This window comes from Sphaerochaeta sp., from assembly GCA_022482495.1.
In the GTDB taxonomy this organism is placed as follows: domain Bacteria; phylum Spirochaetota; class Spirochaetia; order Sphaerochaetales; family Sphaerochaetaceae; genus RUG023.
Map to the genome: position 1 here is coordinate 94,446 of JAKVPA010000003.1, position 15,051 is coordinate 109,496.

Here is a 15,051-nt window from a genome sequence, read left to right on the forward strand (position 1 = left end):
TCCAATAGTACTGCAAGAATGTTCTTTTGTAAATAGGACCTATTTCATTCTTATATAACAACGATACCACTGAAGCATATTTCAAAGATTTTTCACACGGCGCTCCTTTCCGTATGAAATCCCTAAATAAGACGCATTTTATCAGTGAAAATCATATTTATTCATTACTATATAAACAATTAGAAAAATACTGCTCAAAGAGCTTACCAAGCGAAACCAAATCGAGTACAGTGGATGCCATGTCAAAGCGGTTATTCTGGTGCCTTATCGCCCTCACGCTTTCCTTCACGCCTCTGTTTGGGACGGCGCGCATGTTCACGTCCATCCAGAGTGGCACATCCTGGTATGCAGGATTCGCCCGCTATCAAGACAGCATCCCATTCCGCTCCAGCTATACCATTGACGTCGACACCGCAATGGGCGTCCGTGATGGACGCTGGGAAATCTCCGCCATCGCGCCGTTCCGCTACACTTCCGCTTCCCCGGTATTTGACAATCTTTCTCGCAGAGAGTTCTATTCACTTGGCATCGGTATGGATTTCCGGATGCTGGCAACCAACAAATTCGGCTGGTTTGGCTCCGGCTTCGTCTCTTACAACTGGTATCTCGTCGACCAGGCATTCCTGTCATTCGGAGCAAAAACAGGCCCGTTCTGGGAACTCGTCTCCCGCAATCTTTGGCGCGTTTCCGTTGCCATCCCCCTGGGCTTTGATTTCCGCAAGGACATTATCGGCGTTTCTGTCGGTATCGTCCTCCGGCTCTCCTACGACCAGAACGAAGCAGAGGTGAGGAACCTTTCCTATGGCTATTAAACACATCCTTGGTCTCCTTGCCTGCTCGCTGCTTCTGGCAAGCTGTGAGTTCCTCACCCAGGAACCCACGGAGGGGAAGATCAACTACGTGGTGGTGGGGATCACGTACACAGGAACCAATGATAATCTGGACACACTCACCTATACGGATGACGATGCCGTTTCATTGGCGAAGGCCTTCGCCCTGTGGGGCAGTCATTCCGGACGTACTCCATCCGGCAAAATACTGACCTCCGAACCAAGCAAGGTTGATTTTGTATTACAACTTCAGGCACTCCAGTCTTCAGCATCTTCACACGACCTTACCATCATCACCTATAGCGGGCATGGATTCGAGGATGGTTCCTTGGCGTTTCCGGATACATCAGGATATCAGACCATGACACCGAAGAAACTGCTGGATCTGGTCAGCCCGATCCCTGGGAGGAAGCTCCTTGTGCTTGACTCCTGTTACAGCGGCGCGTTTGCCGACACCTATGGACTAACCTCCAATACCAACGTATGGGGAAGCAACCCTTGGAGCGTTTTCTTCAGCGACGCTTCCTACGGTCTCTCTGACTTGTTCATCCTCTCCTCTTCCACCAGCGAGACCACCTCCATCGAAACAGACAGCCTCCAGCATGGGGTCTTCACCTACTACTTGCTGAAAGGCCTTGGATGGACGAGTGATAGTGATGCCACGCTCTCCACCCCGGGGGCGTTGGATGAAGACGGAAACGTCACGGTGGATTCCCTGTACGCCTACATTCTTCCCAAAGCGTTGGAATTTGAGGATACCAAGCACGATACCCGACAGCGGGTGACGGTCAACGGAACGGCGGACGATCTTGTCTTGTTCTCATATTGACCCTCTTTTCCCATCTCCCCTGTTTATGGAATGGACAACGGGAAAAGAGTCCGGGATAGTAGGATCATGAACCTGCCAGAGGGAACACCGTTACGACGAATCCTCTCATCGCTGTCCCGATGCATCATCGGGATGCTGCTCTGCGCGGTGCTTGTTTCCTGCGAATTCATCCAGAGTCCGCAGACCCAGCGGGTGAACCTGCTTTCCATCGGGCTGTCCTATTCAGGCACCAACGCGAACACACTGGGAGGGACGATCAACGACGCGACGGAAGTGTATGAGGCCTTTGCGCAACTGTACGGAACGGCAATCGTATCATCTGCTCTTCTTACAGACGACAAAGCGACAAAGGCCGCCGTACTGCAGCAATTGTCCTCCCTTCCCCAAGCCGATCTTACCATTGTGTACTACAGTGGTCATGGTGTGGAAGATGGTTCGTTGGTGCTTTACGCAAACCCGATTCTCAGGGAGGATGAAACGATCAACCCAGAGAGTCTGCTTGGCGTGGACGAATTGCTCGCGGCGTTGGAAGCGATTCCCGGGACCAAACTCTTCATCAATGATTCCTGCTACAGTGGCGCGTTCGTGCAAGGAAAACGGATCAACCGTTTCGTTGGTGGGCGAGGATGACCCGTTTGGGGAAGTGTTCCGCGCGTTCTTTACCCGGCATTCCTACCAGAACGATCTTTTCGTCCTCTCTTGCACCACGGCGGACAACACGGGAAAAGAAAGCAGGCTGTGGAGCCACAAGCACGGATACTTCACCCAGGCGCTCCTGGACGCCATGGGATGGAATCACCAAGGAAACCTCGATCCACCGGACACGCTTACATTGGATGGGTTGTACCGGACCATCAAACAAACACAGCAGATATCACTTTCTGGAACCTATGGGCAACACCCCATGGTGTTCCAGGGTACGGAAAACCTGGTGTTGTATCAGGCGAACGGGAACTGATAGGAATCATCCATCTGCGTCCCGTTCAGCTCCCCTTTGGTGATCCGATCAATCTCATCACGGATGGCGGCAGCCTGTTCGTACTGAAGGTTCTTGGCGCATTCCAGCATCTGCTTCTCCAATGCCTTGACGTACTTCTTCCGGCCCTCTTTCTCCAGCAGATTGTACCCGGCCCGTTCGATCTTCAGGTTTTCCTTGAAGCTTTCCTTCGCCTCGGTGTTCTCCCTCTGGATGATGTCCTGCACCTTCTTGACGATGGTCTTCGGTGTGATGTGATGCTCCTCGTTGAACGCCATCTGGACGGCACGGCGATGCCGCGTCTCATCGATGGCTTCCTTCATGGCGTCGGAGATGTGGTCGGCGTACATGATCACATGGCCGTCGGCGTTGCGGGCCGCCCGTCCGATGGTCTGCACCAAACTGGTGGCTGAGCGGAGGAACCCGATCTTGTCGGCATCCAGAATGGCCACCAGGGAGACTTCCGGAAGGTCCAACCCTTCCCGAAGCAGGTTGATGCCAACCAGCACATCGAATTTTCCAAGCCGAAGATCCCGGAGGATCTCGACTCGCTCCACCGTCTCCACCTCGCTGTGCAGGTACCGGACCTTCAATCCCATGTTGGCGAAGTAATCGGTGAGGTCTTCCGACATCTTCTTGGTCAACGTGGTGACCAACACCCGTTCATGCTTGGCGATGACCTTTCGTATCTCACCGTACAGGTCTTCCATCTGCCCTTCGGTGGGCTTGACGACAATCTCCGGATCCAACAACCCGGTGGGCCTGATCAACTGCTCCACCACCTGGGAGGAATGCTCCAGCTCGATCTTCCCCGGCGTTGCGGAACAACAGATCCGCTGGCCGACGATCTGGTCAAACTCGTCATACTTCAACGGGCGGTTGTCCAATGCCGACGGAAGACGGAATCCGTAGTTGACCAGATTGAGCTTGCGGGAGCGGTCCCCTTCGTACATCGCCCCCACCTGGGGCAACGTCACGTGGCTCTCATCGATGAACGTAAGGAAATCCGGTGGGAAATAATCCAACAATACGGCCGGTCGTTCCCCTTCCTTGCGGTCGGAAAGCGGACGGGAGTAGTTCTCGATGCCGGAGCAGTACCCGATCTCCTCAAGCATCTCCAAGTCATACTCCACCCGCGTCTTGATCCGCTCCGCCTCCAACGGTTTGCCGTTGGAAAGGAAGTACTGGTACTGGTCCTCCATCTCGCTGCGGATCCTTCCGATGGCAGCCTTGACCTGCTCTGGTGGCATGACGAACTGTTTGGCAGGGTACAGCGTAAAACTTTGCACCGTATCCTGCTTCTCCCCGCTTACCGGATCAAACCACTGGATTCGGGCGATGGTGTCCCAGTCAATGTCGATCCTGATGGCGTTCTCCAGATAGGACGGACAGATTTCAATCGTGTCCCCCCGCACCCGGAACGCGCCGCGCTGCAGCACCATGTCGTTCCGCTCGTACTGCATCCGGACCAGCTGGTCCAGCATCTTGTGATGGTCGAATGGTTGTCCTACGGAGAACGTGCACACCATGTCCCGGATGGAGACTGGGTTGGCCAAGCCGTAGATGCAGCTGACCGTGGCGACGACGATGATGTCCCTGCGTTCCATCAGAGAGAATGAGGCGGAGAGCCGGAGACGATCGATCTCGGCGTTGATGTCCGCGTCTTTTTCGATGTACAGGTCTTTGCCTGGGACGTACGCCTCAGGCTGGTAGTAATCGTATGTGGAAACGAAATACTCGACGGCGTTGTCCGGAAAGAACGTCTTGAACTCCCGGTACAGCTGGGCGGAGAGCGTCTTGTTGTGGGACAGGATGAGTGTGGGGCGTTGGATCTGCTCGATGACCTTGGCCATCGTGTAGGTCTTCCCGCTTCCAGTGACCCCTTTGAGCGTCTGCCAACGGTCTCCGGCACGGATTCCTTCCACCAGCTCGTCGATGGCCTGCTGCTGGTCTCCCGCCGGTTCGAACGGCGCGACCACGCGGAACCGTTTCTGGCCACCGATGGCCTGCTCCCCATGGATGTTGGTGATCTCCTGTCCGCCCCACGAACCGTCGACCTTGATCTCTTCCATACCCTATTTCACCAACGAACTGACATCCTCGCCGGTACGAGCCCGGAGCGTGACGGTAAGTACTTTGGTCTCCCCCTTCCTGTTGATGGTGACCTTTACCTTATCACCTTCACGCGTGTTAAGCAACGCCAGGTAGAAATCGTTCAGGCCGGTGATCTGCATGTCGCCAATGGCGGTGATCACATCGCCACCCAGGTACATGACGGAAGAACCGTACTTCACCTGCTCCTTGCCACCGAGAATCCCCGCCTTCTCCGCTTCCCCGCCACGTTGCACCTGGCTGACCAGAACTCCCTGGGTGACGGTGAGATTGGCGTAGTCCGCCAACGCTTTGGTCAGCTGGACCGGTACGATGTCCATCCAGCCCCGACGGACGGCGCCGTATTTGATCAAATCAGGGATCAAGGAGACGGCCGTGTCGATCGGAATGGCGAAGCTGATGCCTTGGCTTGACCCGGTAACCGAATAAATCGAGCTGGAAATGCCAATGACCTCTCCTTTTCCGTTGAGCAGCGGTCCGCCGCTGTTGCCCGGATTGATGGACGCGTCCGTCTGAATGGCGTTCATGATGATCCGTCCCGCTTCCGTCTTTACCGGCCGGTTCAGCCCGCTGACCACCCCGGTGGTCATGGCGCGTTCATACCCGAACGGATTGCCGATGGCGATAACCTTCTGCCCCACCTTGAGGTCTTCACTGGTCCCCAGTTTCACCGGCTTCAACGGGGTGTTCTTGTCTACGTTGATCTTGATCACCGCAAGGTCATCCTCTTTATCCAATCCCACCAGTTTCCCGTTGAACTGCTTCTGGTCGGAAAGCCCGACGATGACATTGGTGGCGCCTTCCACCACGTGGGCGTTGGTCAGAATGTATCCATCCCGCGAGATGACAAATCCGCTTCCCGTTCCTTGGGATGGCAGTACTTCCATGTAGGCGCTTGCCGACGGGACGGCTGCGGTCGTGGTGATGTATACCACACTGGGGCTGACATCCTGGTACACCCGGATGTTCTGCATCTCATCAAAACTGTACTGCCAGTCGGCGTTGTCCCCGGCAAGGACGGTCAGGCCATCGTCTCCGTACAGGATCTGGTTGACATGCAGGTCGGCGAGATCGAACAACGCCTGTTCGCCTTCCGTATCCACCACGGTTTTCAAGGTCTTTTTCAGTTCCTCACGTTGCTTGTCCCGCGCGATGGACCGTGTCCATCGCACCAACAACGAGGCGACAACGATGGCAGCCACCACCACGAGGAACTCCACCAACAGGCGTCGTATCCTACGTTTTGTCGCTTTCAGCATGGGCGGCCTCCGACAACGCCTGGGCGATGACCCGTTCGTCCCAGAAGAACGACGGCTCCTGACCATCACCCCCGAACACACCAGCCTGATGCAACGCGGCAAGCAAGGCCCCCGCATAGGCGTGACGATCACGCGGGGCCTCAGAGGTCACGACGGTGCCATCAGGGGCGTGCCAGATTCCGTTGAGGATCACATGGGCGCCACACTGGCGCTGGATATCCTGCCACCCCATGCCCCAAACCTCCGAATCCTCATCCCAGAGGATCAAGGCATCCGCCTCCTCGGCGGCTTGGGACAGGCACGTTCTTACCCACACGGGGTCATCCACGCCACCAGCAGGCAGATTCGGTTCCAACACCACCGACGGATGGGGAGCGTAGCGACGGACGGCCGAGAGCATCGGCTTCGCGGAGGATTCCGTCCAAAGCGGAACGCCTCCCATCAAAATCACACGGACATCCGTGTTCACCCGTAACGCGGAAAGCAATTTCTCCTCGTCAATACAGAGTGGCGCCGTTCCTTCCACATGCCCAGGAGTCATGGAAGGAGCCGGATTATCGCACAGGTCTGGGTCAAACAGGATGCACAGATCCACCAGTTTTTCCAACATGGCCTGTCCTTGCGGATCAAAGGAAATGGGAGAAAACAACGCCACGGGCGCACCAGCATTCACCGCGGAAACGGCTGTCTCCCAGCCCACGCCGGAAAACCCATTTGGTTCTGCAATCACTTCACCCATCGCGACAATCATGTTCCTCTCCTCACAGATACTGCTTCTTCGGTTGTCCCGTCACCCAGGCGTACACCTCCACCAACCCTTTGTCAGGGCTCATGGCGATCTTCTGCAGCAACACTTCCTCGATCTGGAAGAACCCCACGTCACTGGACATCTCCACCTCGATCTTGATGGGATGCGACTCCCCTTTGCCGATGGTCACCCGCTCGATGGCCTTGGAACTGTACTTGTGGATATCGCCCACTTTCGCCTCGGTGTTGAGGATCAACGGGATGCGGGCACGCCCCTTCTCCATATCGCAGCCGTCGGCAATGAGGATCAGGCCGGCTTCCACGCTGTGGATCTTCTTGGAAGCCATGTGGCCGAGGATTCCCTCCGTCGCGATGGAAAGGATTGCAATCTTTTCCTGTGGGTTGGAAGGGATCAAACCATCCAGAATCCGCTGCATGATGGGCCGGGCGATCATGCAACTCATCGTCTCATGATCCGTCCGGGAGACGGTCATTCCCAGGTCGTGAAGGAACGAAGCAAGCAACACGCCGCAGACGGAATCATCAAACGTCCCGCCTTCTTCTTTTTCCAAACTGGTTTTCACACCACTCTCGTGAAGGATCTTCAGCATCACCAGGCTGTTGATGGCAACCTGGCGCATGTGCACCGGGCCATGGTCGTTGTATCCCAGCCGTTTGATGGAGACTTCGTTGGCGTACTCCTGCAGATACTGGATCTCTTGATCGGCGATCAACGCCAACCCTATCGTATGGCTCAGTTCCTTGGGATCGAGCATGGACATCAAATGCTGTTCAAGTGTGATTTCTTTTGGTGATTTCATATACCCATACAATACACAGGAATGGCGCAACAGGAAAGAGGCAGTAGCACTGCGGGAAAGAAACCGTTACAATACGCGTATGGCAAAACTGACAATGCGCAGTCTGAAGTGGCTGGGAAAACCGGAAACATGGCACAAGGATTACCGTTCCCTGTCCCTGACCGTCGATCCCGGCACCACCTACCCCGGGCGGAACGCAAGCATCCTTGCCGTTTCTGACCAGAATCTGGCGGCCACGGTGCTTCTTTCCATCGCCCCCTCGGGTGGGGAATGCGGGATGCTGGTGTTCCAGACGGACCAAAGCCAGATTGCCGCGGGAGCTCATCAGAATGGCTTTCTCATCCATTCCATGGTGATGGGATATCTTACCGAAACACACGTATCCTGCCCGATGAATGGACGAAAGGATATCTGGATGCGCCTGGAACGAAACGAAGACCAATTCAAGATCAGCTACAGCTTTTCAGGAGAGACGTTCATCCCCCTCGTGACCTCCCGCCTTCCCGGAGCGGAGAGCAGCTTCAGCTTCGGGTTTTACTTCGCCAACGCGACAAAGGTCCCTTTCTCCGCGGAATGCGGTGAATTCCACGTTGTGCCGCTTTCGTAAAGCGCAACATCGTGGTACTATCAATGCATCTTTTTCGAACGTCCCTTTGGAAGGACGAAAGGAAGGTTTTGGTATGGATGAAACGACGCTGAAGAAAGACGAGGGAGCGCCCGCGAATTTTTTGGAGAAGATCATCGAGGATGATCTGGCCAACGGGAGGGTACCGAACAACACCATTGTCACCCGTTTCCCTCCGGAGCCCAACGGATATCTGCACATCGGGCACATCAAGTCGATCTGCATCAACTTCGGACTGGCGGAGAAGTACCATGGGATCTGCCACCTCCGGCTGGATGACACCAACCCGGAGAAAGAGAACATGGAGTACATCGAGTCCATCAAAAAGGACATCCACTGGCTGGGGTTCGATTGGGGAAAACACGAGTACTACGCGTCGGATTACTACCAACAGCTGTATGAGATCGCTCTTCGGTTGATCAAGGAAGGCAAAGCGTACGTGGACAGCCTCAGCCCGGAGCTGGTCAAGGAATACCGCGGCACACTCACTGAACCGGGCAAGAACAGCCCGGACCGTGACCGCCCGATCGAAGAGAACCTCCGTTTGTTCCAGGAAATGAAGGACGGCAAATATCCCGAGGGGAAATACATCCTTCGGGCGAAGATCGACATGGCCAGCCCGAACATCAATCTCCGAGACCCGACGCTGTACCGGATCAAATATGCCACCCATCCCAGGACGGGCAACACGTGGTGCGTCTATCCGATGTACGACTTCACCCATCCGATCAGTGACGCCATCGAAGGCATCACCCATTCGATCTGCACGCTGGAGTTCGAGGATCATCGTCCCGCTTATGACTGGGCGACTTCCATCGACGGCATCGAGAACACCCCGCACCAGTACGAGTTCGCCCGCTTGAACGTCAGCTACCTGTTGATGAGCAAGCGGCGGTTGCTCAACCTGGTCAACCTGAAGATCGTCGACGGATGGGACGATCCACGGATGCCCACCATCAGTGGAATCCGCAGACGTGGCTACAGCCCGGAGTCGATGAAGGATTTCATCGCCCGTGTGGGTGTGGCCAAAGTCGAGTCAATGGTAGACTATTCCTTGATGGAATTCTGTGTCCGTGAGGATCTGAACAAGCGCGCCAAGCGTCTGATGGTCGTCCTTGATCCGCTGAAACTGGTCATCGACAACTATCCGGAAGACAAGACGGAGTACTTCGACGCGGAAAACAACCCGGAAGTGGAAAACAGCGGGATCCATCCGATTCCGTTCGGCAAGGAACTGTACATCGAGAAGGAAGACTTCATGGAGCATCCCATCAAAGGGTATCATCGGTTGTATCCCGGCAATGAGATCCGCCTGAAGTACGCCTACTACATCACGGCGACCTCCGTGGAGAAGGACAAAGACGGCAACATCGTCTGCGTCCACTGCACCTACGACCCAGAGAGCAGAGGCGGTTCCACGCCGGATGGACGCAAGGTGCGCGGCACTTCCCATTGGGTTTCGGCAAAGGATGCCGCGGACATCGAGGTCCGTCTGTATGACAAGTTGTTCCTCACCGAATATCCCGGCGAGAAAACAGGCAACTACATGGATGACCTGAATCCTGACTCCCTGAAGGTCATCCAGTCCAAGGGCGAACCGGAGGTGAAGAATGCCAAAGTCGGTGATTACCTCCAGTTTGTCCGCAACGGGTATTTCTGCGTGGACTGCAAGGACAGCACTCCGGAACACATGGTGTTCAACCGCACCGTGACGCTGAAGGACAGCTGGGCCAAGCTGAAAGACAAGATGCAGAACCAGAACGCGTAACACTGACGGCGCCCATCACGGGCGCCGTTCTTATGTCCGGAACTGTATTTCTCCTCCGACCATCCCCTGGACATCCCACATTCCTTGATACGAGACCACGGCAAGATCGGTACGAAACCGCATAGTTCCCCACTTTTTCTCAAACGGGTAGGATGCACCGATCTCCCCGTACCCGGCATACCACGGATCCCCTGTCGGAGTTTTGTCCGCACTTTTGTTGGGGGCATATTGGTTTCCCCTGTCATTATGGGCGGAAAACAGAGAAACCTCCCCATGCACCAGGTACAATCCTTTCAAAGAAATCTCCCATCCTTCAAACGATTTCCAGGAGAGATCAGCCTCGCCGACAATGGCGTCTCCCCCATAGGGAAACCCAAGATAGGTGAACAGAGGGATTTTCTTGTAGTTCACATTCGTCGCGTACCGATGGAAGATCAGGAAATCAACGTTTTGCCTTCGGTACAACCATGGGGTGGTATATGCCCCTTCCAAGGAAGCGGTCATTACGCCATTCCCCCACCGCGCCGCGTGCCGCACCCCACCAGAGAGCCCCCAAGAGGTGGGTTGCTTCTCGTTTTCCGTAATGGCTTTCGCCTGGTCAAGACAGAACTGAGTGAACAGTTTCCATCCCGCCACAGGAACCACCTCCAGTTCCAAATGCGCGATTGCGTTGAACACATCCGAAGCGTTCAGGTTGTGATAGATGAACGCTGGGTTCAGGTACTGCAGTTTCACCTGATCCGTACAATACATGATATTTTCGGAAAGAGCAAAGGAAAACCATCTGACCGGTTTCCAATCAAGACGATGGGCGAGAAACAACCGTGTGGGGACCGTGCTGTCCACACTGTTTGCATTGCTGTAGTCCATATCCAACGGCATCAGCACAAACGTCATCCCCACCTGATTCCCAAACACGCTGAGTCTCAGGTAATCGGCGCGATCCACATGAGCGTCGAAAATGAAATTTCCGATATGGGACGTTCCCCATGAAATCTGATCACGGCTGACGGATATCGCAAGATATGGCAGGGCGAACGAAAAGGTGGTGCGTCGTGGCGTATCAATCTCAAGCATGGTGACATTAGGGAAATTTCCCACGATCTGTTGCTGATACACATACGAGTTTCCTACGGTAAGAATGGATCCATCTGATGCCGGAACCAGCGCACCGATACCGACCCATGGGGAAGCCAAGGAATCCAAACGCACAAGATCATCTTTGTAGGTCACACGACCCCAACCGTACTCCAGGCCCGTTGACAGGGAGAATCCACCGACCGACACCCGCAGGAACAAGCTGGCGAATGGCTTACGGCGCGTCCACCCATACACCCACATGCTGTCCGTAGTAAAATCGGTGTTCTGGTGGACGTACAGTTCAGGAGCGATGGTCAACCCAAGCTGGAATTCTGACGTTGCCTGCTGAAACCGTCGCGCGACCTTTTCATATAAGGGTTTCACCTCGCCAGGGATTTCCTGTTCATCCAAACGGAGGAACTCATGCTCCGCCTCAACCATCGACCACGGACGCGCTGTAGATGGTCCTGCGGTTCCCACAAGAAGGAACAACCGGTCCATCTGGTCGTACAAGTCATCCTGCAACGGGATGATGTCACCTGGCGCGGCCCAAAGGGCCGAGGCCAGGAAAAGCATCACCCATACCAATCGCCATCTTTTCACATTGAATACGACACTCCCAAAGTTATCTGGACATCCTGGATCAACCCATTCGCCGCGATATTCCCAGGATTGACCATCATGATGTAGTCCGTCTGCAGGAATCCGCTGAAGCCATGTCCGAATTTCATCGCCCCATTGACCCCGGCGACGAACGTATGCCAGACACTATCTCGCGTGGTCGTGGCGCTGGAGTCCTTTTGGTTCCCCGTCTGGTGATGCGTGGTGGGCGTCGTCTGGTTGACCATTCCCTCCGTATTCACCTGGGTCCACACGGTCCACTTGTCGTGGGTTCCGTGGGCCATGTAGAACAGGTTCCCGCTTACCGACCAGCGGAACGGAACGGCATACTTGACGTTCAGGTTCCCCACGATGGCATCTCCACCGTACTTGTATCCAAGGAACTGCTCGTCGTAGTATTCCGTCCCTCCTGCTCCGATCATTTCCCGTACGGCCTACCACGTAGTTGATACCGTATTGTCCCACCTCTTGGTTACGTCCTGTTCCTCCATTGGATTGCGCGTCGCCATCACGGAGATACAGGTACGGATCGGTGTACGCCCCTTCCAGGTTGAACGACAACGCGCCGTCCCCTACTGTCGTGGTGTACGTGCTACCCAGCATGTATCCCATCGCCCCCGGTTCAGCTGCTCGGGTATCGTTTCCGGGAATGGCTTCCCCTGGCAACACCGACTCGTCGATGACCCACTGTCCATACAAGTTCCATCCCGGAATCGGGGTGTAATCCATTTCCAGCCCGAGAATCGAATTGGAAAGGGAACGGGTATAGTTGTTATGGTACAGCATGGCAGGATTCAGTACGGCAAGGTCGATGCGGTTGTCCGCACTCATGTACATCACCCCTTCAGTCAGCGCGATCCCCACATGGTCCCAGAACGTCCTCCACTCCAAGCGATGGGCGATGAACATGCTGATGCCGTTGAGGAGATGGGACTGTCCATATCCTACTCCCCCCGTTCCATTGGTATACACCCCATTGGCTGAAGTATCCGTAGAATCATATTTATAATAATTCTGCGGATGGGGGAACGCCGATACCAGGAAGGTATATTTGAAGTTGTCGTCAAAAGCGGCGATCCGGGCCATGTTGTGGTATTTGATATGGTCACCTATGATGAAATTACCGGTAGTGCCATTTCCCCAGGAAAGACGGTCACGACCCATTTGGAACGACCAGTGATTCCCGCCCGCAGAAACAAACGCCCGGAGTGGCATGTTGAAATCAAGCTGCTTCATATCATTCTGGTCAGGCAGAAGAAACGGTGTGTTCGACCAGAACAGGCTGTCTCCGAATTCTCTTCCATTGGAAAGATGTTTGGTCACACCAAAGGAGAAATCGAAGTATCCATAGAAATTGTTTCCGATATGCTCTTCGGAGATCAACTGGAGGAATGGCTTCTCATTCGCCCATCCTCGTATCCAATTGTCTCTTCCTTGGAAGTAAGACGAATCAGAATTGGTATTGAGATACATCTCTTCGTTCACCGCAAGATGGCCGGAGAACACCGGAGAGGACGCATCACCCGTGATGGTGTTCCGAACCTGGGTATACCATTCCTTTTCCGTGGAGTTCAACGACGCCTCATTGATGCGTTCCAGCATTGCCATCAGTTCCGATCCGCTATACGGACCGGAAGATGAAGGCAAAGCAAGACCTTGGATACGGTACAAATCCACGATTACCTTGTAGGAAGGATCATCGATGGGATAGATTTTCTCAAAGTTTGACCTTGCTCCAAGGGCCAACGTCAAGGACAAGACGACACATATACCCAATGCACACTTTTTCCTCATACAAACCACCATCTTTGTTTTTGTAATCCTGAGTATACAGTATACACCTTTTCAGGAAAACTCGTATTCTCTTTACCCTTGCCGTCCCCCATTCTCTCCGGTATCATGTCGGCATGAGGTATTTCTTCGACCCCCATTGTCACGTGATGACGTTGCAGCACCCCAATCTGGTAAGTTTCATCAACTCCATCGATTCCAGTCTCCCCGACTTCATCCGAAGCGGGGCGCTCTCACCTTCCTATATCCTCACCGGCAGGAACCTGAACGTCAGCAACATGTTCTCTTCGTTGATGAACACGCTCCGCGCGTTTGACGGGCCCATCGCCCGCATCTTCGCCCTGATGGAAGACGATCTTGCAGGCGTGTACACACATCGTAATCCGACGCTTCCCTACCCCAAAGAACCATTCTTCAGGGATGGGAAGTTCCATTTCCGTGGCATGGAGTTCGACCGTGTCGGCCTCTGTCCGCTTCTGATGGATTTCTCCATCCTTGAATCGGAGAACCAGAAGATGTACTACACACGTACCGGAGAGAACAAGATCACCGAATACGCCGAAGAGACCGTCCAAGGCATCGAGGAATACTATGCCCAACGCCCAAACCACCTGTTTGACATCTTCCCGCTCCTTGGCATCAATCCAAAAGCGCATACGCTCCAAGACATCGAACATCTTCTGGACACCTATGTAGTCACCGATCACGCCATCGTGCGGGAAGAACATACAAGGAAACGGTTCTTCGGCGTAAAGTTCTACCCACCCCTTGGATTCGACGCCTGGCCGAAAGACAAGGAAGAACGGAAAAAGGTGGAAGCCATTTATACGTTCTGCACCACGTATGACCTTCCCATCATCACCCACTGCGACGACCAGGGCTTCCGAACCTACCCGACGAAATACTCATGGGAATGGACCAGTCCAAACCATTATATACCCGCTTTGGAACAATATCCTGAATTGCGGATTGATTTCGCCCATTTTGGAACCCAATACAATGGGTTGTCCAAGGCAAATCTCAACTCCCTGGCAGCCACCGTCGCCGGCCAACCACGATCCCCGTGGTTCTACCAGATCATCGACCTGATGAAGATCTATCCTCATGTGATGAGCGACTTCTCGTTCTCCGGAACCATCGAGACATTTTATGCCGAGGTGCTTTCCTTCCTGAATGCCCAGGATGATGAGACACGGGAACACCTCAAGGGACGGATGATGTTCGGAAGTGATTTTTCCATCAACCTGCTGAAAGTGGAGTCCTATCTGGAATACTACGAACTGTTCGCCCGAAGCGGTTTCTCCGACCAGGATGTGATCCGCTTCGCCCAGGCCAATCCGATGGCGTTCCTCGGACTGAAGGAGCACGAATGAAACCAAGTGAACTGTTCACACCAGAAGAGATCACCTTTCTCTCCCGTATCCCCCGTCTGTTTTTGTTGGATTTTGAAGGGGATGAAGAGCTGGATGACGATGATCTGGATGAGATATTCGACGCCGTGATGGAAACCGAGCAGTCGGCTTCGGACACTGCCATCCAGGAGCGGATTCTTGACGCCATCCAGAAGGCATGAAAAAACCGGAGACGACATC

Annotated in this window: 14 protein-coding genes; 8 read left to right on the forward strand and 6 right to left on the reverse strand. The window is 54.4% G+C overall.

The window, feature by feature from the left end:
* The first annotated feature begins 239 nt into the window (after window positions 1-239).
* The 4 genes from LKE28_04550 to LKE28_04565 all read left to right on the forward strand — a co-directional run bounded on the left by LKE28_04550 (window position 240) and on the right by LKE28_04565 (window position 2,617).
* Window positions 240-812 carry a hypothetical protein gene (locus tag LKE28_04550; protein ID MCH3907521.1) on the forward strand — a complete coding sequence of 191 codons (573 nt, stop codon included), beginning with the start codon at window positions 240-242 and terminating at the stop codon, window positions 810-812.
* Entirely contained in the window at window positions 802-1,659 is an 858-nt protein-coding gene (locus tag LKE28_04555; GenBank protein MCH3907522.1) for a caspase family protein, read from the forward strand. The genes LKE28_04550 and LKE28_04555 overlap by 11 nt, the downstream gene beginning before the upstream one ends.
* Window positions 1,660-1,725: 66 nt before the next feature.
* Complete coding sequence (locus tag LKE28_04560; protein ID MCH3907523.1) at window positions 1,726-2,289, forward strand: caspase family protein; 564 nt, start codon at window positions 1,726-1,728, stop codon at window positions 2,287-2,289.
* The gene (locus LKE28_04565) at window positions 2,276-2,617 is read left to right on the forward strand and encodes a hypothetical protein (GenBank protein MCH3907524.1); all 342 of its coding nucleotides are present in this window, start codon (window positions 2,276-2,278) and stop codon (window positions 2,615-2,617) included. The genes LKE28_04560 and LKE28_04565 overlap by 14 nt, the downstream gene beginning before the upstream one ends.
* Here LKE28_04565 and uvrB read toward each other — a convergent pair.
* Genes uvrB through LKE28_04585 form a run of 4 tightly spaced genes read right to left on the reverse strand, consistent with a single transcriptional unit; the run spans window position 2,599 to window position 7,535 of the window.
* A complete protein-coding gene (gene uvrB / locus LKE28_04570) occupies window positions 2,599-4,707 on the reverse strand; it encodes an excinuclease ABC subunit B (GenBank protein MCH3907525.1) in 2,109 nt (702 codons plus the stop codon). The genes LKE28_04565 and uvrB overlap by 19 nt on opposite strands.
* Window positions 4,708-4,710: 3 nt before the next feature.
* Entirely contained in the window at window positions 4,711-6,006 is a 1,296-nt protein-coding gene (locus LKE28_04575) for a trypsin-like peptidase domain-containing protein (GenBank protein MCH3907526.1), read from the reverse strand.
* The gene (locus LKE28_04580) at window positions 5,984-6,757 is read right to left on the reverse strand and encodes a hypothetical protein (GenBank protein MCH3907527.1); all 774 of its coding nucleotides are present in this window, start codon (window positions 6,755-6,757) and stop codon (window positions 5,984-5,986) included. Before LKE28_04580 ends, LKE28_04575 begins: the two co-directional genes overlap by 23 nt.
* A 10-nt stretch (window positions 6,758-6,767) precedes the next feature.
* On the reverse strand, window positions 6,768-7,535 hold the full coding sequence (locus LKE28_04585; GenBank protein ID MCH3907528.1) for a phosphohydrolase: 768 nt from the start codon (window positions 7,533-7,535) through the stop codon (window positions 6,768-6,770).
* 118 nt (window positions 7,536-7,653) lie between these two features.
* On the opposite strand from LKE28_04585, the gene LKE28_04590 reads away from it, so the two are divergent.
* Window positions 7,654-8,181 carry a hypothetical protein gene (locus LKE28_04590; GenBank protein MCH3907529.1) on the forward strand — a complete coding sequence of 176 codons (528 nt, stop codon included), beginning with the start codon at window positions 7,654-7,656 and terminating at the stop codon, window positions 8,179-8,181.
* Between the two features lie 73 nt (window positions 8,182-8,254).
* On the forward strand, window positions 8,255-9,967 hold the full coding sequence (locus LKE28_04595; GenBank protein MCH3907530.1) for a glutamine--tRNA ligase/YqeY domain fusion protein: 1,713 nt from the start codon (window positions 8,255-8,257) through the stop codon (window positions 9,965-9,967).
* A 30-nt stretch (window positions 9,968-9,997) separates the two neighbouring features.
* On the opposite strand, the gene LKE28_04600 is transcribed toward LKE28_04595, so the two are convergent.
* Together LKE28_04600 and LKE28_04605 are read right to left on the reverse strand one after the other, a co-directional pair.
* The gene (locus LKE28_04600) at window positions 9,998-11,623 is read right to left on the reverse strand and encodes a hypothetical protein (GenBank protein ID MCH3907531.1); all 1,626 of its coding nucleotides are present in this window, start codon (window positions 11,621-11,623) and stop codon (window positions 9,998-10,000) included.
* Window positions 11,624-11,815: 192 nt separating this feature from the next.
* The gene (locus tag LKE28_04605; GenBank protein ID MCH3907532.1) at window positions 11,816-13,345 is read right to left on the reverse strand and encodes a hypothetical protein; all 1,530 of its coding nucleotides are present in this window, start codon (window positions 13,343-13,345) and stop codon (window positions 11,816-11,818) included.
* A gap of 230 nt (window positions 13,346-13,575) precedes the next feature.
* Between LKE28_04605 and LKE28_04610 the strand changes: the two genes are divergently transcribed.
* Entirely contained in the window at window positions 13,576-14,832 is a 1,257-nt protein-coding gene (locus LKE28_04610; protein MCH3907533.1) for an amidohydrolase, read from the forward strand.
* Complete coding sequence (locus LKE28_04615; GenBank protein MCH3907534.1) at window positions 14,829-15,032, forward strand: hypothetical protein; 204 nt, start codon at window positions 14,829-14,831, stop codon at window positions 15,030-15,032. The genes LKE28_04610 and LKE28_04615 overlap by 4 nt, the downstream gene beginning before the upstream one ends.
* Window positions 15,033-15,051: the final 19 nt, after the last annotated feature.